The 23,712-nt window shown below is 36.2% G+C and carries 19 protein-coding genes and 2 pseudogenes; 14 read left to right on the forward strand and 7 right to left on the reverse strand.

Annotated elements, in window-relative coordinates:
• Window positions 1-173: 173 nt before the first annotated feature.
• The 6 genes and pseudogenes from ACJ5H0_RS18405 to ACJ5H0_RS18430 all read left to right on the forward strand — a co-directional run bounded on the left by ACJ5H0_RS18405 (window position 174) and on the right by ACJ5H0_RS18430 (window position 6,843).
• Window positions 174-1,214 (forward strand): NAD(P)H-dependent glycerol-3-phosphate dehydrogenase, encoded by a 1,041-nt coding sequence (locus ACJ5H0_RS18405; protein ID WP_172283800.1) that lies wholly within the window; start codon window positions 174-176, stop codon window positions 1,212-1,214.
• A gap of 230 nt (window positions 1,215-1,444) precedes the next feature.
• Window positions 1,445-2,467 carry an LLM class flavin-dependent oxidoreductase gene (locus ACJ5H0_RS18410; RefSeq protein WP_411251257.1) on the forward strand — a complete coding sequence of 341 codons (1,023 nt, stop codon included), beginning with the start codon at window positions 1,445-1,447 and terminating at the stop codon, window positions 2,465-2,467.
• Between the two features lie 10 nt (window positions 2,468-2,477).
• Window positions 2,478-3,566, forward strand: coding sequence for an NAD(P)-binding domain-containing protein (locus tag ACJ5H0_RS18415; RefSeq protein ID WP_411251260.1), 1,089 nt, complete (start codon window positions 2,478-2,480; stop codon window positions 3,564-3,566).
• Window positions 3,567-3,758: 192 nt separating this feature from the next.
• Window positions 3,759-5,264, forward strand: a complete 1,506-nt coding sequence (gene mqo / locus ACJ5H0_RS18420) for a malate dehydrogenase (quinone) (protein WP_306614479.1) — start codon at window positions 3,759-3,761, stop codon at window positions 5,262-5,264.
• Window positions 5,265-5,575: 311 nt separating this feature from the next.
• A complete protein-coding gene (locus tag ACJ5H0_RS18425) occupies window positions 5,576-5,977 on the forward strand; it encodes a hypothetical protein (RefSeq protein ID WP_172283809.1) in 402 nt (133 codons plus the stop codon).
• Window positions 5,978-6,843: pseudogene (locus ACJ5H0_RS18430) on the forward strand (AadS family aminoglycoside 6-adenylyltransferase). It abuts the gene before it with no gap.
• Here ACJ5H0_RS18430 and ACJ5H0_RS18435 read toward each other — a convergent pair.
• Entirely contained in the window at window positions 6,840-7,487 is a 648-nt protein-coding gene (locus tag ACJ5H0_RS18435) for a GMC oxidoreductase (protein ID WP_411251264.1), read from the reverse strand. The pseudogene ACJ5H0_RS18430 and the gene ACJ5H0_RS18435 sit on opposite strands and share 4 nt — an antisense overlap.
• Window positions 7,488-7,632: 145 nt before the next feature.
• A complete protein-coding gene (locus ACJ5H0_RS18440; protein ID WP_411251267.1) occupies window positions 7,633-8,421 on the reverse strand; it encodes an FAD-binding protein in 789 nt (262 codons plus the stop codon).
• Window positions 8,422-8,527: 106 nt separating this feature from the next.
• On the opposite strand from ACJ5H0_RS18440, the gene ACJ5H0_RS18445 reads away from it, so the two are divergent.
• From ACJ5H0_RS18445 to ACJ5H0_RS18460, 4 genes are all read left to right on the forward strand, one after another.
• A complete protein-coding gene (locus ACJ5H0_RS18445; RefSeq protein WP_411251270.1) occupies window positions 8,528-9,145 on the forward strand; it encodes a DUF1684 domain-containing protein in 618 nt (205 codons plus the stop codon).
• A gap of 1 nt (window position 9,146) precedes the next feature.
• The gene (locus ACJ5H0_RS18450) at window positions 9,147-9,620 is read left to right on the forward strand and encodes a GNAT family N-acetyltransferase (protein ID WP_273650758.1); all 474 of its coding nucleotides are present in this window, start codon (window positions 9,147-9,149) and stop codon (window positions 9,618-9,620) included.
• 73 nt (window positions 9,621-9,693) lie between these two features.
• Complete coding sequence (locus tag ACJ5H0_RS18455; RefSeq protein WP_411251273.1) at window positions 9,694-10,503, forward strand: SDR family oxidoreductase; 810 nt, start codon at window positions 9,694-9,696, stop codon at window positions 10,501-10,503.
• Between the two features lie 47 nt (window positions 10,504-10,550).
• Complete coding sequence (locus ACJ5H0_RS18460; protein WP_411251276.1) at window positions 10,551-13,205, forward strand: MGH1-like glycoside hydrolase domain-containing protein; 2,655 nt, start codon at window positions 10,551-10,553, stop codon at window positions 13,203-13,205.
• Window positions 13,206-13,349: 144 nt separating this feature from the next.
• On the opposite strand, the gene recO is transcribed toward ACJ5H0_RS18460, so the two are convergent.
• The 4 genes from recO to ACJ5H0_RS18480 are packed head-to-tail and all read right to left on the reverse strand — an operon-like array spanning window position 13,350 to window position 18,010.
• A complete protein-coding gene (gene recO / locus ACJ5H0_RS18465; protein ID WP_411251280.1) occupies window positions 13,350-14,036 on the reverse strand; it encodes a DNA repair protein RecO in 687 nt (228 codons plus the stop codon).
• Window positions 14,036-16,303: a type IX secretion system anionic LPS delivery protein PorZ gene (gene porZ / locus ACJ5H0_RS18470; protein ID WP_411251284.1), complete on the reverse strand. Its 2,268-nt coding sequence runs from the start codon at window positions 16,301-16,303 to the stop codon at window positions 14,036-14,038. The genes recO and porZ overlap by 1 nt, the downstream gene beginning before the upstream one ends.
• 1 nt (window position 16,304) lies before the next feature.
• Entirely contained in the window at window positions 16,305-17,255 is a 951-nt protein-coding gene (locus tag ACJ5H0_RS18475) for a bifunctional metallophosphatase/5'-nucleotidase (protein WP_172283827.1), read from the reverse strand.
• The gene (locus ACJ5H0_RS18480) at window positions 17,255-18,010 is read right to left on the reverse strand and encodes a 5'-nucleotidase C-terminal domain-containing protein (protein ID WP_172283829.1); all 756 of its coding nucleotides are present in this window, start codon (window positions 18,008-18,010) and stop codon (window positions 17,255-17,257) included. Before ACJ5H0_RS18480 ends, ACJ5H0_RS18475 begins: the two co-directional genes overlap by 1 nt.
• A 107-nt stretch (window positions 18,011-18,117) precedes the next feature.
• Between ACJ5H0_RS18480 and dapA the strand changes: the two are divergent.
• The 4 genes and pseudogenes from dapA to ACJ5H0_RS18500 all read left to right on the forward strand — a co-directional run bounded on the left by dapA (window position 18,118) and on the right by ACJ5H0_RS18500 (window position 20,916).
• Window positions 18,118-18,991, forward strand: a pseudogene (gene dapA / locus ACJ5H0_RS18485) (4-hydroxy-tetrahydrodipicolinate synthase).
• Between the two features lie 106 nt (window positions 18,992-19,097).
• Window positions 19,098-19,604: a GNAT family N-acetyltransferase gene (locus tag ACJ5H0_RS18490; protein WP_273650764.1), complete on the forward strand. Its 507-nt coding sequence runs from the start codon at window positions 19,098-19,100 to the stop codon at window positions 19,602-19,604.
• 291 nt (window positions 19,605-19,895) lie between these two features.
• Window positions 19,896-20,477 carry a helix-turn-helix domain-containing protein gene (locus ACJ5H0_RS18495; RefSeq protein WP_172283835.1) on the forward strand — a complete coding sequence of 194 codons (582 nt, stop codon included), beginning with the start codon at window positions 19,896-19,898 and terminating at the stop codon, window positions 20,475-20,477.
• Window positions 20,470-20,916, forward strand: coding sequence for a response regulator (locus ACJ5H0_RS18500; RefSeq protein ID WP_172283837.1), 447 nt, complete (start codon window positions 20,470-20,472; stop codon window positions 20,914-20,916). The genes ACJ5H0_RS18495 and ACJ5H0_RS18500 overlap by 8 nt, the downstream gene beginning before the upstream one ends.
• Before the next feature lie 597 nt (window positions 20,917-21,513).
• Here ACJ5H0_RS18500 and recG read toward each other — a convergent pair.
• Window positions 21,514-23,631, reverse strand: a complete 2,118-nt coding sequence (gene recG, locus ACJ5H0_RS18505) for an ATP-dependent DNA helicase RecG (RefSeq protein ID WP_411251604.1) — start codon at window positions 23,629-23,631, stop codon at window positions 21,514-21,516.
• Between the last annotated feature and the right edge of the window lie 81 nt (window positions 23,632-23,712).

Genomic DNA, 23,712 nt, shown 5'->3' on the forward strand with positions numbered 1-23,712 from the left:
AAAACAGTTTTATGAATTATTTTTAATTAAAATTTACTTATTTCTGTATTTAACGTGGATTTAAAGGTTTAATTGTGTGAAAGTGTTAATGTTTTCAAAAAATTAGGTTTTATCACGCTCCGAAAGAGTTCTTAATTTTTTGTTTTAATATCTTTGCAGTTCACATTTCAATTATGGCGAAAAAGAAAACTATTTCAGAATCTTCAAATCCGAAAAAGAATAAAAGTGAAGTTTCCGTAGGAGTGGTAGGAAGTGGAAGTTTTGCAACTGCGATTGTAAAAATGCTTGTTGAAAACTGTAAAGTAGTACATTGGTGTGTACGAAGTGAATTTGTAAAAGGAGCTATTGAGCTTCGCGGGCACAATCCTACTTATTTAACTGCAGTTAACTTTAATCTTAAAAATTTAAAACTGACAACTGATATCAATGAGCTTGTTACAGCCTGTGATATTATTGTACTGGCAACTCCTTCTATTTATCTTTCAGATACATTGGATAAGATGACCTGCGATTATAAAGATAAAATTTTTGTTTCTGCAATTAAAGGGATTATTCCTAAAGTAAACGATGTGGTTGCTCATTATCTGAGAGATGAATTTCAGATCGGATTCCGGAATCAGGCGGTAATTGCCGGACCTTGTCATGCTGAAGAAGTAGCGATGGAACGTCTTTCTTATCTTACCGTAGCCACTGTAGAGGATGAAGTTTCCGAAAAACTGTTGAATATCTTTAATTCCGATTTTATAAAAGTCCACTCAAGTAAAGATATCTTAGGAAACGAATACAGTGCAATCCTTAAAAATATTTTCGCCATTGGTGCAGGAATAGCAAGTGGCTTGGGTTATGGAGACAACTTCACGGCCGTATTTGTGTCGAATGCGATCAGAGAAATGGAAACATTCCTTGAAGCCATATATGAGGCACCGAGAGATGTTAATGAAAGTGCCTATCTAGGAGACTTATTGGTGACGGCCTATTCATTGTTTTCCAGAAACAGAAGTTTAGGGAATCTGATCGGAAAAGGATACACTGTAAAATCTGCTATCCAGTCCATGAACATGGTAGCAGAAGGATACTACGCAGCTAACTCTATTTATAAAACGGCTAAACAAAAAAATCTGAAACTTCCGATTGTTGATACCATTTATGGAATTCTGTATGAAGGTAAAAATGCAGAAAAACAGTTTAAAAAGCTGACCGCAAAATTGAACTAAAACGATTTGAAAATTACAGGACAGAATATAAACATCAGCAATTTGCTGATGTTTTTTTATTGGAGACTATTTTTACCGGGGCACAGATCTTTGATCCAGTTCAGTGTATATAAAAACGGAATGCAATCTGTCTTGTATCTGAAATGTATTGGTAAATAGTAAGGACTTGTTATATTCCGAACTTACCATATGATAATATTTCAAGAGATTACATTTTGTAAATTAGATATATGAAAAAGATAGGATTTTTATCGTTTGGACATTGGGGAAATCATCCTTCATATGATACCAAAACAGCAGGTGACACTCTGTTGCAATCTATAGATCTGGCTGTAGCTGCAGAAGAAATTGGGATTGATGGAGCGTACTTTCGAGTGCATCATTTCGCTAACCAGTTGGCGTCGCCGTTTCCTTTGTTAGCGGCTATTGGTGCCAAAACCAAAAAAATTGAAATCGGAACGGGTGTCATCGATATGCGGTATGAAAACCCATTGTATATGGTAGAAGACGCCGGTGCAGCAGATTTGATTTCTGGAGGCCGGTTACAATTAGGCATCAGTAGAGGTTCACCAGAACAGGTCATTGATGGTTGGCGATACTTCGGATATGATTTGGAAGATGGACAATCAGATGTCGATATGGGACGTCGTAAAGGTTTGGAGTTTTTTGATTTGTTGAGAGGAGAAGGGTTTGCTCAACCTAATCCTAATCCGATGTTTCCTAATCCTCCAGGATTATTGCGGATAGAACCCCATTCTGAAGGATTACGTGATCGCATTTGGTGGGGCTCGGCTTCGGATGCCACTGCAGTTTGGGCGGGAGAAACCGGTATGAATCTGCAAAGCTCTACTTTGAAGTTTGATGAAAGTGGAAAACCTTTTCACATTCAGCAGGCTGAACAAATTCGTTTGTATAGAGAGGCTTATAAAAAAGCAGGACATACACGGATCCCGAGAGTCTCTGTGAGCCGGTCTATTTTCGCAATCGTCAACGATCAGGATAGATATTATTTCGGACATGAAGCCGACAGAACAGATAAAATAGGTGTTTTAGAGGGGAACCAACGTGCTATTTTCGGAAGAAGTTATGCTGCTGAACCGGAACAGCTCATTAAGGAGTTGGCTCAGGATGAAGCCATTCAGGAAGCAGATACTTTATTATTGACAATTCCCAATACATTGGGTGTGGATTACAATGTACATGTACTTGAATCCATTTTGAAATATGTGGCTCCTGAATTGGGCTGGCGTTAAAAAATCTGAAATGGCAGGAAAAATTTGGTATAAAACAAAAATTGCAGTTATTGGAGCCGGGCAAGCCGGACTTTCTACAGCATATCACCTCAAAAAAATGGGACTGGAAATCGGTCGGGATTTTATTATTTTAGATGCTGCACCTTCAGCTGGAGGTGCATGGCAATCCCGTTGGGACTCCCTGACCTTGAGTACAGTAAACCGCATTCATGATCTGCCGGGAATGTCATTTGAAGAAACTATTCAGGGAGATGAAAAGGAAGTTCGTGCTAATATTGCCGTTCCGCATTATTATGATTTGTATGAGAAAGAGTTTGGGTTACAGGTCTATCGGCCCGTAAAGGTTGAAAAAGTGAGCCTGAACGGAGAACGGTTTTATATTGATACATCGTCTGTTTCCTTTTCTGCATTAGGCATCATTAATGCTACGGGAACCTGGGAAAATCCATACATCCCGGAATATCCGGGTGCTAAGCTTTTTAAGGGCGAACAGCTGCATACTCGGAATTTTAAAAATGCTGAATACTTCAGGGGAAAACACGTGATCATTGTCGGAGGTGGTATTTCTGCGATTCAATTGCTGGATCAGATTTCAAAAGTAACCACCACTACATGGGTTACACGAAGGCCTCCGGAATTTCGTGAAGGACCGTTTGATGATATGGCCGGGAGTTTAGCAGTTGCGATGGTTGATAAAAGAGTGAGAAGCGGATTATTGCCAACATCTGTTGTTTCGGTAACGGGATTACCTGTTACTGATGAAATTAAAAATATGGAAAAAAGAGGTGTCCTCAAACGGTTTCCTATGTTCAGCGAGATTACGGAAGAAGGTGTTAAATGGGAAGACGGAAGACAGGAAAAAGCTGATGTCATTCTTTGGAATACGGGCTTCCGCTGGTCTCTGTCTCATTTAGATGCTGTTTTGCCTAAGGAAGAAGGTGGAGGTATCATCATGTCCGGAAGACTTGCCACTGAAGTTTCAAAAGAGCCGAGAATTCATTTGGTGGGTTATGGACCTTCAGCTTCCACTATCGGAGCAAACAGAGCTGGAAGTGCTGCGGCAAGGGAATTGGTTAAGACTCTGGGAATTGAGAAGTAAATTGATGTCTAATTAGAAGCATTTCGTATTCATCATTCCATAATCTGAATGGTGTACAAAATTTAACCTAAAATTTTGTACTTTTTCTAGTGCAGATACAGGTTAGATATTCTTAATAACTTTTGTGTTAAAATCCTTAAACGCAATCTTCTTTTTAAAACTTTTCACGAAATTAGTAGTAAATTTTATGTTATGTCACATTCGCTTATAAGCAGAACGCCAAAACCAAAATATGACGTTGTACTCATTGGGGGTGGTATCATGAGTGCCACTTTAGCCACATTACTCCACGAATTTGATCCCGATCTGGAGATCGCAATTTTTGAAAGGCTTGGCAGGTTTGCCAAAGAAAGTACAGCAGCCTGGAATAATGCCGGAACAGGGCATTCAGCATTTTGCGAATTGAATTATACTCCGGAAAAAGAAGATGGGACCATTGATATTTCAAAGGCAGAAAGTATTGCAGAACAATTTGAAATTTCCAAACAGTTTTGGTCCTATTTACTTCAAAAGGGATATATCAAAGATCCAAAAGATTTTATCAATTCATGTCCTCACATGAGTCTGGTATTTGGAGATAAGGACGCAGAATATCTGAGAAAGCGCCATGATAAGATGGTGAAATCCGTTTTATTTAAAGGAATGGAGTATTCTACGGATCATGAAAAACTGCGGGAATGGATTCCCTTAGTGATGAGCAAGAGAAATGCTTCTGAAGTAATGGCAGCAACCAAAATGGATCTGGGAACGGATGTTAATTTTGGTTCCCTTACCCGAAAAATGGGAAGACATTTATTAGAAGATTCCAATGTAGAGGTTTTTTTATATCATGAAGTAAAAGATATTGATCCCAGAGAAAATGGACAATGGGAAATGAAGGTTAAAGACAGGATTCACAATCACAAACAAGAAGTAGTTGCAGATTTTGTATTCATCGGTGCCGGAGGTTATGCGCTTCCGTTGCTTGATAGTTCAGATATTAAGGAAAGTGAAGGGTATGGAGGTTTTCCTGTTTCGGGTGAATGGCTGGTAACGCATAATCCCGAGCTGGTAGAAAAACATCAGGCTAAAGTATACACACAGGCTACAGTAGATGCTCCGCCAATGTCTGTTCCTCACCTTGACCTTAGAATTATTGACGGTAAAAAAGCACTCCTGTTTGGGCCTTTCGCCGGCTTTTCAACCAAGTTTTTAAAAGAGGGTAGTTATCTTGACCTTCCTGAAAGTGTGAATACAAAAAACATAAGATCCCTTTTTGGGGCCTGGTGGCATAATATTCCATTAACAAAATATCTAATTCAGCAGGTAGCCATGACGAAAGCCCAGAGGATGCAGCATTTGAGAGAGTTTGTTAAAGATGCCAATGAAGCAGACTGGGAATTAAAAGTAGCCGGACAAAGAGTTCAGGTTATTAAAAAAGATGAAAAGGAAGGTGGAAAACTGGAATTCGGAACCGAAGTGGTTGTTAATAAGAGTGGAACCATTGCCTCTTTACTGGGGGCTTCACCGGGAGCTTCTACTGCTGTTTATGCCATGCTTAATGTTCTTGAGAAGTGCTTCGGTGAAAAACTTCACGGGGAGTGGAAAGACAAATTAGTGGAAATGATCCCTTCTTACGGACAAAAACTTGCAGATAATCCTGAACTTACAGATAAAGTGAGAGCTTATACGAAAGAGAAGCTGGAGCTGCATTATTAGTATAGATAAAAGATAAAAGATAAAAGATAAAAGATAAAAGATAAAAGATATTAGAGATAAGCTTCTTGAATTAAAATGTCCGCAGTGAAATTGATGGGGAGTGCTGAAATTTTGATGCGACATTGTCTCTGAAGCATTATTTTATATCAAAGAATAAATTAAATATCAATAATAGTAATAAAGCCGATTCCAATGAATCGGCTTTTATATTGGAAAAGTACTTTACACAATCATAATCCATTCAAAATATACATTTCAATTGAAATTTAAATAAATTTGCAGGATATATTATTTGCAATTCATATAAAGCCGTGGAAGAAATTGTTGTAAAGCCTATTATTGCCAGAGAACTTCTTGAATCCCTTAAGACAAAAGTGGAAGAGGAGAAGCAGGTTATTGTGCACTGCTGCTTCCCGGCCTCTCCTTTTTTGGGTAACCTGATCCGGATATGGAATACCACGTATCTTTTTGATAACAGTTCGGAGCATCAAAGTAAGCTGATCCACGCTGAAAATATTACAATATTTCCGGACTGGACTCCGGTTCCTTTTATGCGGGATTTTTGGTTTACACTCATATTTTCAGGATTGCCAAAAGATTGTAAAAGTTTTGATCTTAAAGAAGTCATTCCTGAAGAAGGTGGATTTTTTGTACAATCCATTAAGAGAAATGCAATGGATGTATACAGAGTGAAAATATCAGAATCTTATTAAATGAAAACCAGAGAAAAAAAATTACAACAGATCATTGACTGGCGAAAACGAATCCGGATATTCGTGCTATTTTGTTAACCAGCTCATTAGTAAATCCTTATGCTCCTGTTGATGATTTTAGTGATCTGGATATTGAACTTGTCTTTGAAAAAATGAAACTATATGAATCTGATAAGTCATGGTTGGAACTTTTTGGGGCGCCCATTTCAATGGTAGAAGAAGATGAAACATTTTTTGACGGAGTCCATGCAATGAAAATGGTTTTGTATGAAGATCTTGTGAAAGTGGACTTCAAACTCTATGAAAAATCTGAATTTATTAAAGAAATAAAAAAAGATGAGCTTCCTGAAGATTGGGACGTAGGCTATAAAGTTCTGATCGACAAAGATGAGTTGACAAAGAATCTAAAGGCCCCGACTTACCAGTCTGTGATGATTAAAAAACCCACAACGGAAAGATTTCAGCAACTGATGAATGATTTCTGGTGGGACACAACTTATGTGGCAAAATGCCTTAAGCGTGAAGATATTTTTTATGCTAAATTTATGAGTGAGGATGTAATCAGAACTGATTATCTTGTTCCTTTGCTGGAATGGTATATTGCCAGTGAAAACGGGTGGAACAATATAACGACCAATAAACACGGAAGACTTTTCAAAAAGTATTTGTCTCCAGATCTATGGAAAAGGATTGAAGCTACTTTTTCCGGAAGTAGTATTGAAGAAAACTGGAATGCTTTATTGGCATATGCAGATCTTTTTCATGAAATAGGAACTGACCTAGCCAGAAAGCTCGAAACTTCATATCCTGAAGAGCACGAAAGTAAAGTACGAAAGTACCTTACGATGATAAAGACTCAGGATTAGTCGAATTCATTTTGCCGGATTAAGTTTTCAATGCAGTATTCAGTAATTGCAACAATTGTTACAAAAGGATTCACGCCAATGGTTCCAGGAATTAAAGATCCGTCCAGGATGAAAAGATTTTCATGATCTTTTAATTTACCATATTGAGTGGTGGCTTCACCTAATACACAACCTCCTAACGGATGATAACATATATTAGGCCCAAAACCATTTTTAAAAAGAAAATGGCTTCTGGTACCTCCATTAGCCCGGTTCATTTTCCGGATAAAATAATCTGCATTCTCTCTCATCTTTTTTGTATGACTTTCATTCCAGTCAATATGGAGTCTTTGAGTTGTGGTATCAAAAGATACCTTTCCCTTTTTATCAACCCTGTTGATTAGCAGATATAGTGCAGTAGCCACATCCATACCCATTGGCAATGGTGCAATCTCCGTGAAAAAAGGATGTTCTTTATCTTCCCAGTTGTCAACTCCACCTACAGGAATAGTGGATTGCTGAACTCCTGTACCTCCGGACAGAGGTCTGACCCAGTTTCTACCGGTCATAAAGTTTCCGTTATTACCCCAATTTTTCCCTACATTACTGTTGAGTGGAAGCTGGTTTTTCGCATGGGATTTTAAAAGAAGCTCTAAAGTTCCCATAGTTCCTGCAGATACGATCAGCTTTTTACAATGAAAAATTTTCTCTTTGATTACTTCTCCAGAGGTATTGATCTGTTTAACATCCAGTGTATAACTTTTGTCATCACTTAATTTGATGGAAGTAACTGAATGGAGATCCAGTATTTCAAGATTTCCCGTGTCTGATGCTTTTTTTTAAATACGTTTTATCAAGACTGTTTTTACCGTGATTATTTCCATAGATTACTTCCGTATTAAGCGCAGATCTCGGAACTTCATTTTTATATTCTCTCTCCATGTATTTGAAATCATACACATTCGGAACACGGATGGTTTTAAAGCCTGCTTTATGAGCCTCTTCTTCACCTACTCTTGTAAATTTATAATAAGGACAATCATGCAAAAACTGTTCATCAATCACATTGACCTTCAGTTCTTTTCTGGCGAGAGGAAAATAGTAATCATAAAACATTTCAGCATCGAGCTGTGGAAAAACTTCTTTAAAATAACTTTCTTTAGGGGTTACAGCCATTCCGCCATTTACGATAGATCCTCCACCAACACCTCTTCCCATCCAGATATTGATATGTTCAAAATCCAGTCGGTCCAATGCACCTGTAAAAGTTTTTAAAGAGAACAGGTTCATAAATGGTGCAATGGTCTTCTTTTTCAGCCATGCAGCACTTTCTCGGGGTTTTAATAAGTTGGAAAAAGGAATCCCGGATTTTTCCCAATTCAGTCCCATTTCAAGCATTAATACTTTTTTTCCCGCCTCACATAAGCGTAAAGCTGCTACGGCGCCTCCATATCCGGAACCGATAATAATGACAGGGGCATCCAAAATTTCTGTTTTTTCAGGAGATTTTGGAGCGGAACCATATAAAAGATGCGTACCTAAAAAGTAAAAGCCAGATATTCCAATGATACCTGTTTTAATGAACTCTTTTCTATTCATGTTCGTTATTTTCCAAAAACTATGCTAGAAAAACACAAAAAATTATAATTTTTAATTAAAATTAATGGGACTTTTTATTGTAATTTTAACCTTTAATAGATGAATAATGAAAAGATACCTGTTACTATTGCTGCTGTTTCCTTGTTTCGTTTTTTCACAGAAATCAATCCTTAAGGAGAAGGTTGAAATCAAAAAATTCCAGAAGAACCTTAATGCAGAGTATTTAAATCCTAAAGAAACTCCTTTAAGAGGAGATAATTTTAAAAATTTTAAAGCACATCCTTTTTTTCCTGTGGATCTAAAATACAGAGTAGAAGCTAAGCTGGTACGAACAGCTAATGCTGAACCGTTTGAAATTCCTACTTCATCAGGAAAGACTAAACAATATAAAGAATATGGTAAGGCTAGCTTTACGTTGGAAGGGCAGGAGTATACGCTTACTTTATATCAAAGTCTGGATCTTTTAAAACAAGAAAAATATAAAGACTATCTTTTCCTTCCTTTCCGTGACCTCACCAATGGAAAAGAAACTTATGGTGGCGGAAAATATATGGACCTTAAAATTCCGAAAGGAAACACTCTTATTCTGGATTTTAACCAGTCTTATCAACCGTATTGTGCATATAACGCTTATGATTATAACTGTCCGGTTGTTCCCGAAGAAAATAAACTACCTGTGGAGATCCGCGCCGGAGTAATGTATAACGATATTTACCACCATTAATATGATTCATTTAGAATTTTACAAGCCCGAAGATTTTTCCGGAGTTAACTATACATTGGATGACGTTCAATCGCAGTATACATCAACTGCCGAATTTGCTATAGAGAGAATCAGAGAAAGAAATGATGGTAAAGGATTTTCCGTGACGATTTTTGAAAATGAGAATCCTGCAGGCTATTTTGCCTTGGATTTCGGTGATGATAAACTGGATCTTACCCATAATACGAAATCTGTTTTATTAAGATCATTGTCTATTAATCCCGATTTTCAGGGGAGAGGCATTGGAAAAGCTGCTATGAGCCTTGTAGATGATTTTGTAAAGAATCATTTTAAAGATTGTGATGAAATCGTTCTTGCTGTCAACGAAAACAATATTTCTGCATATGAGCTGTACATAAAAGTAGGCTACATATTCGAGGGGAAAACCAGAATGGGACGCAGTGGTCCGCAACGGCTGATGTATAAAAAACTTTAAGAAAATTTTAAAGTAAAAAAATTCTGCTTGGCGCGATCTTTCCACTAACTTTGAGTAACATCAAATAAAAAATATGGAAATATCCCTTCATAATCAGGTGGCTGTCGTTACGGGAGCATCAAGTGGAATAGGTACAGGAATCGCTAAATCCTTAGCTTCAGCAGGTGCCACGGTCATTGTTAATCATTCTTCAGAAAGATCCGTTGAGGAAGCCAAAGCTGTCTTAAAAGAAATAACGGATGCTGGAGGAAAAGGAATCACCTATCAGTGTGATGTTTCGAAAGAAGATCAGGTGATCGCTATGTTTCAGGAAGTGATTTCCCGATTCGGAACTGTGGATATTCTTGTTAATAACGCCGGGATTCAGAAAGATGCTAAGTTCACCGAAATGACCATGGATCAGTGGAATGCTGTAATTGGGGTTAATCTTACCGGACAATTTCTTTGTGCCAGAGAAGCCATTAAGGAGTTTCTTCGCAGGGGAATAGATCTTTCTCGTTCTAAAGCTTGTGGAAAAATCATTCATATCAGTTCTGTACACGAAATTATTCCATGGGGAGGCCATGCCAACTATGCATCAAGTAAAGGAGCTATCCGTATGCTGATGCAAACCCTGGCACAAGAGTATGGAGCACAAAAAATTAGAGTTAATTCTATTTGTCCTGGGGCTATCCAGACACCAATAAATAAAAATGCCTGGGATACTCCGGAGACACTCAACAGTCTTCTTAACCTAATTCCATACAATAGAATCGGACAACCGGAAGATATCGGAAACCTGGCCGCTTTTCTGGCGAGTGATCTTGCAGATTATATAACAGGAACCAGCATTTTTGTAGATGGAGGAATGACGACTTTTGAAAGCTTTTCCACAGGCGGATAAATAATGATCTGCCTTTAATTTGTTATTTCATTCTTAAAACTACATATATGACAGAACAGCAGAGACTTTCTGATATACAATGGAAAAAATGGGGTCCTTATGTAAGCAATAGGGAATGGGGATTGGTACGTGAAGATTATAGTGCGAATGGAGATGCCTGGAATTATACCAATCATGATATTGCTGAAGCGAAGGCATATCGTTGGGGGGAAGAAGGGATTTGCGGGATTTGTGATGACTGGCAGAAATTGGTGTTTTCCATAGGGTTCTGGAATAAAAAAGATAAGATGATAAAGGAGCGTTTCTTTGGTCTTTCAAACGGCCAGGGAAATCACGGTGAAGATGTTAAAGAATATTTCTATTACCTCGATTCCACACCTACCCATTCCTACATGAAAATGCTTTATAAATATCCTCAGAATGCTTTTCCATATGAAGATCTGCTAAACATCAATGCAGGAAGAAGTAAAAATGAAGATGAATATGAATTGATAGATACCGGTATTTTTGAAAGAAACGAATACTTCGATATCTTCATTGAATATGCTAAAGAAGGAGCAAATGATATTTTAATACAATTAACGGTTACCAATAAATCTGAAAATGAAGCTCCGCTTATCATCTTACCAACACTTTGGTTCAGGAATACCTGGAGTTGGGGATATGATGATTATAAGCCTCTGCTAAGCTCAAAAGAATTTTCAAAGATTAAAATTGAGCATAAGGATCTTGAGGTCAGAAATATCTATTCCAAACAATCCCGGAAAACATTGTTTTGTGATAATGAGACCAATAATGAACGGATATATCGTTCGGCTAATAAATCAAAATACTGTAAGGACGGAATTAATGACTTTATCATTAATCAGAATTTATCGGCCATAAATCTGGAGAATAAGGGAACAAAAGCCTCTTTTTATATTGAAGATGATTTTAAAGCAGGAGAAACAAAGACCTTTGAGTTTCGGCTCTCCGATAAAGAATTATCAGAACCATTTCAGGATTTTGAGGCAATTTTCAATTCAAGAAAAAAAGAATCTGATGATTTTTATAATGACATCCAGAAAGGAATCCGGTCTGATGATGAAAAGCTGATTCAGAGGCAGGCATTTGCAGGCTTGTTGTGGAATAAAATGTATTATCATTATAATGTTGAAAAGTGGCTGAAAGGTGATCCTGCAGAAATGCCTCCACCTAAATCCCGTGGGAGAATAAGAAATTACGATTGGAAACATCTGAATAATGAACATATCATTTCGATGCCTGATAAATGGGAATATCCATGGTATGCAACCTGGGATCTGGCATTTCATGCCATAAGTTTTTCATTGATTGATCCCGATTTTGCTAAATATCAGTTAAAGTTGTTCCTGTTCGAATGGTATATGCATCCTAACGGGCAGTTACCTGCCTATGAGTGGGATTTCGGTGATGTAAACCCACCCGTTCATGCCTGGGCGGTTTTTAAAGTTTTTAAAATCGATGAATATCTGAAGGATAAGCCTGATCTTGAATTTCTGGAAAGTGCTTTCCAGAAGCTATTGATGAACTTTACATGGTGGGTGAATAAAAAGGATAACAACGGGAATAATATTTTTGAAGGCGGATTTTTAGGACTTGATAATATAGGCGTTTTCGACAGAAACAGTACACTCCCGAATGGAGAACAGCTGGAACAGGCGGATGGAACCAGTTGGATGGCGATGTTCGCACTCAATATGATGAGAATTGCCTTAGAACTGGCTCTCTATAACAGGGTTTATGAAGAGATGGCAATGAAATTCTTTGAACATTTCCTTTCTATCGCCCATTCTCTTGATAATATGGGTGATGAAAACTTTGGCCTCTGGGACGAAGAAGATGAGTTCTTTTATGATGCTATTTCTTCCAGTGATGGAAATCATATGTATCTTAAATTAAGGACAATAGTGGGACTCATTCCTATGTTTGCGGTTGAGGTAATTGACGATGAGGTGATTGAAAAACTTCCTAATTTTAAAAAGAGGATGCATTGGGTATTGGAAAATAAACCCGAACTGGCAGCCCTTGTTTCGCACTGGGAAGTGAAGGGACAGGATTCAAAGCATTTGCTTTCTCTGTTGAGAGGACATCGCTTAAAGAGGCTCCTCAGCAGAATGCTGGATCCAAACGAGTTTTTAAGTGATTATGGTGTGCGCGCCCTATCCAAAGTATATGAAAAAAATCCTTATACAATTAATCTCAATGGGGTTGATTATTCTGTAAAATATACACCTGCAGAAAGTGATAGTGGGCTTTTTGGTGGAAATAGTAACTGGAGAGGTCCTATCTGGTTTCCTATTAATTTTCTGATTATTGAGAGTCTTCAAAGTTTTTTCTTTTATTATAGTCCTGATTTTATGGTAGAATATCCTACTGGCAGTGGAAATTATTCTAATCTTGAGGAGATTGCAGATGCTCTAAGTAAAAGACTCGCAAAAATATTCCTTAAAGATGAAAATGAAAATCGGCCGGTCAATTCACAGTATCCAAGGTTTCAGACAGATCCTGATTTTAAGGATTACATTCTTTTTTATGAATATTTCCACGGTGATACAGGGCGTGGAGTAGGAGCTTCTCATCAGACAGGATGGACCGGACTGATATCTAAAATTCTTCAACCAAAATTCCCCAAAAAGGAAATAGCGGAATCTCAAACGGAAATGCCGGAAGAAACGAAATAGTTGAGTGGGGAGCAATTTGCTAAAAAGCAAGCGAGCAGAATAGCAGAATAATAATGTATTAAATACAATTTCACAATTCAGCTACCTTACAAAATAAACCGATGACAACCATAAGAAAAATGATCTTATGATTGTGTAATTTACTTATTCAAATATCTGCTGGATCACTTCCAGGGAAGTTGGGATCTTAAAGTCTGTAATATGGTAATGGTAATAAACCAATATACTATCCAGGAGATCCTTTCTTAATGCTGAATGAATTTTTAATTCATAAGGATTCTGTGAAGAAATAATAGATTTCCAAGCGGCTGAGATCTCATGGCTGAATAATTGATGAGCCGGTTGAGGTGAAAAAGTTCCTGTTTCCGGATCCAGATACTGGTGATTGTCGAGTAGGGGTGCTACACCCTGGATTTTTAAAATTTTAATTAAAAAAATCAAATGGGATTGATAATTCTTTAGAGAGAGTTCATCAATAAACTCGTCAATGGAAAAATAGAGATTAGAATTTTTATGTTCATTTCTCAGGATCTGATTAAGAAAATCTGAAATAAAGAAAACCACAGTATTGATCTTTATATCGGTATACATATCGTTGTTTTTTACCAACTCGAATCTGGTAACGGACGGTATTCCGCTACTTTTTCCTACAGGAATGGAAAAACTAAGTTGGTTTAACGGAAGCAATAATGCTTTTTTCTTATTTCTTTTGGAGTAAATACCCTTCAGGAAAAAAGTCTGAAAGCCTTCCTCTTCTGTAAAGCAATGAAGAACCGCATCATTTTCCCCGTATTTGATAAATGAAAGTAAAAATCCTTTTTGTGAATTCATTAATTAACCACAGCTATTTTGGCGGTCGCTTTATCAGAACCATCTTCATTGGTCATTAAGACAAAATAGATACCTGATGCTACTCTGGTTCCTCGCTGATTATTAAGGTCCCATTCATAATAACCACCTCTTGCTACTGCCGAGTGAATGACGTTTCCTGCAACATCAGTTATTCTTATGTTTGTTTTTTCCGCCAGACCTTTGATTGTAACTTTTCCTTTGAAATTGGAGTGTACCACAGGATTCGGATACACCACTACATTTCCGAAGCCCGAAGTTACATCTGCTACATCTCCCTGATAGGTTACAATTCCGTTGTAAGAAGCAAAATATACCTTTCCTGTTTTTCTGTCTACTTTAATATCAGTAATGCTGTTCGTAGGCAATGGTGAATTTTCTTTTGTAAAATGCTTTATGGTTCTTTGTCCATCTGAAGACAGATAATATACTCCTCCACCATCTACTGAAATCCATTTATAATCTCCTGCATCTACTTCTATTTGTAGAATTTGAGAATCACGGAAAAGCTCCTCACCTAGATTGTTCTGCTCAATGATAATAGGGTTTACAGTAGGATTGGGTTCTTTAATGGCTGTTACCGCATTGGATAAAACCCGTAACCCTGTGTCAGAACCTATCCACGCATCTCCGGCTTTATCAATGGCGACAGAAACCGTTCCTCCTGAATTGGTTGGAAATCCGCTGGCTTGAGTCAGGATATAAGCGGTGTCATCAGATACGTTTGTTGGAGTCTTTTTATAATCATATACTAAAAAGTTGTTCGTCCTTGGGATCGGTACCCATAAAAGATTTTCATAATATAGAGCTTTCTGCACACCGTGGCTCAGACCTGCTATTTCCTTTACGATAAAATTGTCAGCAGTTTTGTCATATGGAACTACAGACATAGAGCCATTATCCATGAAACCTACAGTAGCAAATAAGTTATTTTGATCATCATAAGTTAAGCCTACAGGTCTATAGGCAAAGTTATTAGGTGGTGATAAGCTGTAATATTTTGTAAAATCAAAATCTTTATTCGTGCTGTTGTATTTCATTTTGTAAATACCCTGTCCTCCATATACATAGTTGGTGAAATAGACTTCATCCAAATTGCTCGGATCGGCCACAGCATCTAAAATATTAAATGACTGTGTTTGTCCTATAAAATAAGATGAATATATCCACTGCATTCCGTTAAAGTAGTAAAAACCCGGATTTTTAGCATTAATAAGTGGAGTGTTGAATCTTGCTTCTCTACCTCCGGTTGAAACTAAAATTCGGTTTTCACCATATAAATTAAGTTTATAAGCATAGTTGAAATAGGGACCATCCGGTTTAAATGCATTATTGGTTTCATCTTTAATTCCCGAAAGAATAGTTCCTCCATATATCTTCGAACCTGTCCTTATAGCGGTATTACATTCTTCTCCTACACTCGCAGTCCCAACATAGTTTCCGTTGGTATTGAAAGTGTAAATCCTACTCTGATCGGTAACAATAATGCCATTTGAACTCACTACGATATCCTGTACTTTTCCAAAAGTCTGTGAAAGTGGAGTAGAGACACCATTATTAAAGATGTATGCTGTAGTTGCAGAAGAAAAGCTAATAACAGGATCAGAATCGATTTGGGTAAATGTTCCCGGGACATCAGTTGTCCAGGTAGAAAATACCGGAAAAGTCGTATTCATTTCATGGCTCTTTAAACCAGTATTCGTTACAGAATATACCTTATTATCTACGATAGTTGCTTCATTACTCGCTTCATATACACCTCCTGCAAGAAAAAAAGCAGAATCGTTAAACTCTTTTTTTCTAAGATCAAAAATAGAGACTCCATAGCCAACTGAAATAACAGCCTTATCTCCTGTAATTGATATATGATTGATTTTTTTGCTTCCGTTGTATCCTGTAGCAATGGGGATATCCACAACATAAGTAACACCGTCCGGAGTAACAATATCCAAGGAGCCGTTTTGATAACCAATAAGTCCGATCTTGGTTTGAGCATTGTAATCAAAAGCAGAAATACCTACTTCATGAAGGCCGTTTGCTTTGGATAACTTCGTAATTTCACCTGTCGAGATGGTATAATAGAATAGCCCGTTTTCTGCAGCTGCAATTATTTTCCCATTATCTTCTTTCATGGAGATAACATTGTTGTAGGAGAATATATCCGCCCATTTTTTTGAAGAGATAACCTGAGCATTAGCCATTTGAAAGCATGCTAAAATACCAAGGGAAATTATGGAGAGTTTTTTCATATTATGCTATTATACTGCTATCTATTACCTGATTATTCCAGGAGATATGTTGTACGTTTTTGTTATTGTCAAAATGGAAATCTATTCTGCCTAAAAGAAGTCCTGCCCATCCCACCTGATTTACCAGGACATTTTTTCCTTGACGGTTTTTAAAGGTTTGGGGTTCCGGTAAAAATGTATGGGTATGTCCTCCTAAAATCAGATCGATATTTTCTGTACTTGCAGCCAGTATCTTATCACTTACCTTATCGGGCTCTCCTTTGTAATCGTAGCCAATATGTGATAAGCAAATTACAAGATCACATTTTTGTTCATTTTTCAAAAAGTTTGAATAATGTTGTGCAACTTCAATCGGATTCGAATATACGGTTTCCTGATATTGTTTTTTACCCACTAGCCCCTCCAATTGAATGCCTACTCCGAAAATCCCTACTTTGATTCCGTTTTTATTGAAGATTTTATAGAGAGATGTTTTACCATCTAAAACTGTATTTTTAAAATCGTAATTCGAGCAGATGAATGGAAACTGTGCATTAGGCAAAACATTCAGAAACCCCTGTAATCCATTATCAAAATCATGATTCCCCATGGTAGAAGCATCATATTTCATCATGGACATTAATTTGAATTCAAGTTCGCCGCCAAAGAAATTAAAGTATGGTGTTCCCTGGAATATATCTCCCGAGTCAAGAAGCAATACATTGTTTTCTTTACTTCTGATTTGCTGTATTAAACTTGCTCTTCTTGCAAAACCTCCCTGATTAGGATTTTTTGTATAACTTTCATCAAAAGGTTCTATTCTGCTGTGCTGATCATTGGTATGAAGAATAGTAAGTTTATTTGTTGAAGATAAGGTACTCAGTCCGAAATCTTCAGCCATCATCATATTGGGAGCTAAAGCCATTGCCATAGTCCCGCCACCAATTGTTTTTATAAATCTTTTTCTATCCATTATTTCTTACCGATAAAATTTAAACGAACATCTGTATTGGGAACAATCTGCGGGTTTTTCTTAAAACAATCAATAAAAAGATCTCTCATTTTAATTCCCGTAGAAATTGATTCCCCTTTTGCAAAGAAATTCATGTTATCACCTCCTAATGCTAAATAATCAGAAGTTGCAATATAATAATCCTGACTTGAATTAATGGTTTTTCCGTCAATTAAAGTTTTGGATGGTTTGCCGTTTTGAGTTTCTATATACAAATGAGAAACCGGATTATTGACCTCATTTTTTGCATAGTATTCAAATAAACCCTGCAAGTCGGATCCCTTCATTTTAACAATGACCACTTCATTTTCGAATGGCATCACTTCGTATACATTTTTGAGTAAAATATCACCCTTGCCAATGGAAGTGCGAATACCTCCTATATTGATGAGAGCAGCGTCAACATTCTTTTGCAGGTGTGACTTTGCCCATTCATTGGCTCCTTCAAAAGTATAATCAGCTAAAAGATTTCCCAGATTGCTGTTATCACCTTGTTTGGTAAGATCTGTGTTCGTATGGGAAATTTTTTGATTCATTTCCCGATCCAGTTTTTGTTTATAAGGTTCAATAACTTTTACAAAAGCCTCATCATTCTTCAGATCTTTATTAATGGAAATATTCTTTTGTGTTTCCACATTTGCTACCTGTAAAGGAATTGTTTTACAAGAAGTAAGCGAAACCAAGGCAATTCCCAGCAATAAGAATTTATTTTTCATAATTTCTTTTAGTATATGCAAATATAATTATATGTAGAATAAAACATTATTATTTATTATAAATTCTTAGTCGAAATTATTAAATTTGACAAAAATAATTCTAACAGATGAGCATTTTAAAAGGAGTAGGTGTGGCTTTGGTAACACCCTTTAATGAAGATTTATCCGTTGATTTTGATAGTTTAACAAAACTTGTTGAATATAACATTGAAAACGGAACCAGTTATTTAGTTGTTTTAGGAACTACAGCGGAAGCTGCAACACTTTCTGCAGAGGAGAAGAAACAGGTTACAGATCATATCATTAAGGTAAATAGTAAACGCCTTCCTTTGGTTCTGGGAATTGGAGGGAACAATACTCTTGAAGTAAAAAAAACAAATTGAAGAAACGGATCTTTCATCATTTGAAGCAGTTTTATCAGTTTCTCCTTATTATAATAAACCTAATCAGGAGGGGCTTTATCAGCATTATAAAGCTCTGGCTTCTACAGGAAAAAAGATCATTATCTATAACGTGCCTTCCCGAACAGGACAAAATATAGAGGCAGATACTACGATTCGATTGGCTAAAGAATTTCCTAATTTATTCTTAATTAAGGAAGCCGCTCCAAATATTCTTCAATATTTCGATATTTTAAGAAAGAAGCCTGGAGGTTTTGCATTAGTATCGGGAGATGATGAATATGCATTGCCTGTAACTTTGGCAGGGGGTGAAGGAGTTATTTCCGTTATAGGACAAGCATATCCAAAAGAGTTTTCTACTATGATTCAGTTAGCTTTGGATGGAAAAGTAAAAGAAGCTTATGAAATTCATAACAAACTTGTGGAAATCACAAGATTGATTTTTGCCGAAGGAAATCCATGTGGAATTAAAGTGATTTTGACAGAAAAAGGAATTATTAAAAATTATTTAAGACTTCCTCTCGTAGCAGCATCAGAAGGACTTTACGCGAAAATAAAAGCTGAAATGGCGAATGTTTAAGATACGTAAGACGTTAAAAATAAATATGCGGTTACGTTATCTGTCAATAAATTAAATAACATAAAGTGAAAGGTTCGTGCCTTTCACTTTTTTTAATGATAAAATTATGGAATTAGTAAAAGCAACAGAAAATGACATTCCTTTAATTCAGGATTTAGCCAGAAGATCATGGGAAAATGCCTATGCAGAAATACTTTCGGCTGAACAGATGGAGTATATGTTGGGTACAATGTATTCTACAGAAGAGATTGCAGGGCATTTGCAGCACCCTCATTATCATTATTATCTTATTAAAGATGGAGAAAGTAACTCTTTTGAAGGATTTATAGGCTACGAAAATGCCTACGAAGATCAAACAACAAAACTCCACAGGATTTATTTGGTTCCCGAGAGTAAAGGAAAAGGATTTGGGAAAAAAGCACTCGCTTTTTTGGCAGACAAAACACTTGAAGCTGGAGATGGCAGAATAATCTTAAATGTAAATAAATTTAATGCCGCAAGACAATTTTACGAATCTCAAGGATACCGGATCTACGACGAAGGAGTATTTGATATCGGGAATGGTTTCGTGATGGACGATTATCTCATGGAATTTATAATTCACGAACAATAGACTTATAATTGTGTAACAATATCTGATAATTCTATAACGGGTGACTTGGTTATAATTGTGATATTTGCAAAGAACCAAATCACTTCAAAAATAATACGTTCATATACTTGGTTTTAAGCTGTATTGGCTTTTATCAGTATATTTTTTTCATCCTTAGTGTTTAAATTCCTGTATTCTTTAATGCAGGAGTTTTTTGCGTTTATGAAAATTATTTTAACTTTATTAACCTATTTCACATTCATATGAAATAAAAGTTTATATTTACAAAATAATTAACACACTTGTACTAGGATGAAAATGTATGTGAAATTTGATTTCAATGCTCTTTGTAAAAAAGTGTTGGATGAAAAGCTTAAAGAACAGGGTTTGAAATACCGTTTGCTGAATTTTGGGGAAGTTGAATTTTATGAAGCATTTACTCAGGAACAGCACAATAATTTCAAAAAGAATCTTGAAGATTATGGCATCGAAATTATCGAGAGCCAGAAGATTGCATTAGTCCAGAAAATAAAAGATGCAATCGTAGAATTGGTTTTCTCAAAAGATATTGTTGCTGTTAAAGCGTCTATTTACATTGCTGAAAAATTGAATCATAGCTACGGATATCTTTCCAATCTTTTTTCAGAAGTCGCGTACACATCTATAGAAAACTTTATTATTCTACAGAAGATAGAATATGCCAAGGAGCTGATTATTACAAATAAACTTAACCTTACGGAGATTGCACATAAGCTGAACTACTCCAGTGTTGCTCATCTCAGTACACAATTTAAAAATACAACGGGTATCACTCCTTCCCAGTTTCAGAAAATTATTATCAAAAGGAGAAAAGAGCAGACTGTGGCTGTTACTAATAAAATGCTTTATGAATAAAGAATATTTAAATACCATACTTGTTGATAATGACGAAGGCAATATTATTCTATTTAAAAGTATACTTAAAGATCTTAAAATAACAGTAAAGGTGCAGTCGTTTTCCAATGGTGAGGATTTGATGAAATATTTAAATAATGCGGAGGCTCTTATTCCGGAAGTGCTGCTGATGAACTACACCATTCCAAAAAAAGGGATGCTGGAATGTCTGGAAGAGATTAAAAAAGATGTGAGGTTGAACAGTATGGTCACAGGGGTATATTGTGATACATTGTCAGAAGAAGAAGTCGAAAGGATTTTTGTAAAAGGTGCAAATATTTATATAAAAAAACCAGATAATTATAAAGACCTGAAAAGGGTAATTTCCGAGGTAGTGACTCTCAATTGGCAATACCACACATCAGGACTCAATAAGGATAATCTTATCCTGAAAGTATGATAAACATTGATGTTTCTGGATTTTAATTCAGAAATAAAATAAGACATATTATACAATACTCACCAATAGGTGAAAATTTTATAACTATTAAATATAATAATATAAATAGTTATTAATAACAATTGATGAAATTTGTACAAGAAACGTGCTAACACAAATTAATCATAAAAGTAATTAATATAAATAATTATTTTTCAAATCTTGAAAGTAAAAAAATGTTAATCACGATGTTAGTAAAACAAAATGGATTATTCAGTTCCAATGTTAAGCGTAGAAGATCTTTAAACAAAACGGTACAATCATGAAAACTCAAGCGTCGGGGGATATTATAGTCGTTTCTTTTAAAATCCTTTCGACAAACACAGTTAGTTTTTATAATAAGTAAGTTGGAAACATAATTCATTTTGTTTTTTCAAAATTTATTTAGTAGTGGCTTAAAATAAAAATGCAAATGCTATAAATATTTTCACTCCACATCAAACTACAGAATAATAAGCATTCTACTAAATAAATTTTTTACCACGAGAATAATTTCTTCTAAATAACAGTTTTATAAGGGGGCCGCGGAAAGATCTTTTTCTTTTTGCGGTTTTTTTTTTATGATATTTTGCTCCATTTATTTTTCCCTTTATAGTATTTCAGATAGTAGTTTTTAATAATCTGATGTTCCGCAAGACCAAGCAGGGGATCTTTTTCAAGAATCTTTTCAACTGTTTTCTTTGTTGTTTTTATAATCCCGGAATCTTTTACCAGGTCAAGTCTTTTAAAATCTACAACGCCACTTTGCTGAGTACCTAAAATATCACCGGGTCCGCGTAATTGCATATCTACTTCTGAGATTTTAAATCCATCATTGGTTTCTGTCATTGTCCTGATGCGGGTTCTGCTTTCAGTTGATAATTTATCTGAAGTCATGAGAATGCAATAGCTTTGTTCCGCCCCGCGGCCCACACGTCCTCTTAACTGATGGAGCTGTGACAAACCAAACCTCTCAGCGCTCTCTATAACCATTACTGAGGCATTGGGAACGTTTACACCCACTTCAATTACTGTCGTTGCAACCATAAGTTCTGCTTTCCCGGATGCAAAATAATGCATGGCTGCGTCTTTTTCATCCGGCTTCATCCTTCCATGAAGCATACTCACATTATAATCAGGAAAAGAGTTCATAACATGATCCAAACCTTCCATTAAATTTTTATAATCTAAAGTTTCAGATTCTTCTATCAGCGGATATACAAAATAGACCTGTCTGCCTTTTTTTATTTCATCTCTACAGAAATTATAAACATAGGTTCTGTCTTTTTCTCTTCTATGAGCTGTTATAATCGGTTTTCTACCTACGGGCATTTCATCAATCACAGAAACATCCAAGTCCGAGTAAAAGCTCATAGCCAGAGTTCTCGGAATAGGAGTGGCTGTCATAACAAGAATGTGTGGCGGAATTTTGTTTTTTGCCCAAAGTTTTGCCCGCTGTGCAACACCAAACCGATGTTGCTCATCTATAATGGCCAGCCCGAGATTTTTAAACTTAACCTTATCCTCAAGTACGGCATGGGTGCCTACTAAAATAGAAAGCTCTCCGTTTTCAAGCTCCTGATGAATGATTTTCCTTTCAGAAGCCTTTGTGGAACCGGTTAAAAGCCGGACATTAATATCTGTTTTTTCCAGCAATTCTTTTATTCCGTTATAATGCTGTTGGGCAAGGATTTCAGTAGGTGCCATCATACAACTTTGAAAGCCGTTATCCATTGCAATAAGCATAGTAAGCAAAGCAACCATCGTTTTTCCTGAGCCTACATCTCCCTGAAGAAGCCTGTTCATCTGTATCGGTTTCTTCATATCTAAGCGTATTTCTTTTAAAACACGTTTTTGGGCATTGGTAAGCTCAAAAGGAAGATGGTTTTCATAAAAACCGGTAAAGTAGTCTCCCACAATAGGAAATGGATTGCCGAACGCGTGGCTTTTATGATGAATTTTCTTTAAAACATAGCCTAGCTGAAAGAAAAATGATTCCTCAAATTTCAACCGGTGATCGGCCTTTTCAAAATATTCCATACTCTGTGGAAAATGGATATTTAAAAAAGTATGTTGCCTTGATAAGAATTTAAAGGATTTTATCAGGTAATCCGGCAGGTTTTCCTCAATAAGATTTGGGATCTCTTTGCAGATATTTCTGAGAATTGTTTGAAAATATTTTTGGTTTAAACCACGTTTTGTCAGCTTTTCAGAGCTTGGATAAATTGGTCTCAGGCGATTATCATTTTCTCTTTTTTCTTCAATTTCAATTTCCGGATGTGGCATTGAAAACTGATTATTAAAAAGATTGATCTTTCCGAAAATATAGACTTCCCTGTTGATGGGAAGCTGCTCTTTCAGCCATTTTGAATATTGGAACCATACAAGATCCATTGTTCCGGTTTCATCATTGAATTTGGCGGAGAGCCTTTTGGTTTTTCCGGTTTGAATTTCCTGAACATGGGTAATTTTTCCTTTTAGCTGAATCTCCAGATTGTTTTCCTGAAGATGAGAAATTTTATACACTTTATTTTTATCCAGATACCGGATAGGATAGAAGTTAAGCAAATCTTCCACAGTAGAAATTCCCAACACACTTTTAATGAGTTTAGCTTTTTCAGGACCGATTCCTTTAACGTATTCTATAGAGGTTTCTAGATTCAATTTTAGCTTGGATACAGGTTTCTGATCCGCGATAGTAAATGAAAAAATAAAAGTCCGAATTTCGGTAAAATAAAAAAAAACTTCCAAAAAATTGGAAGCCTTAATTATTAATTT

Source organism: Chryseobacterium proteolyticum (assembly GCF_046591535.1).
GTDB classification, from domain to species: Bacteria; Bacteroidota; Bacteroidia; order Flavobacteriales; family Weeksellaceae; genus Chryseobacterium; species Chryseobacterium proteolyticum.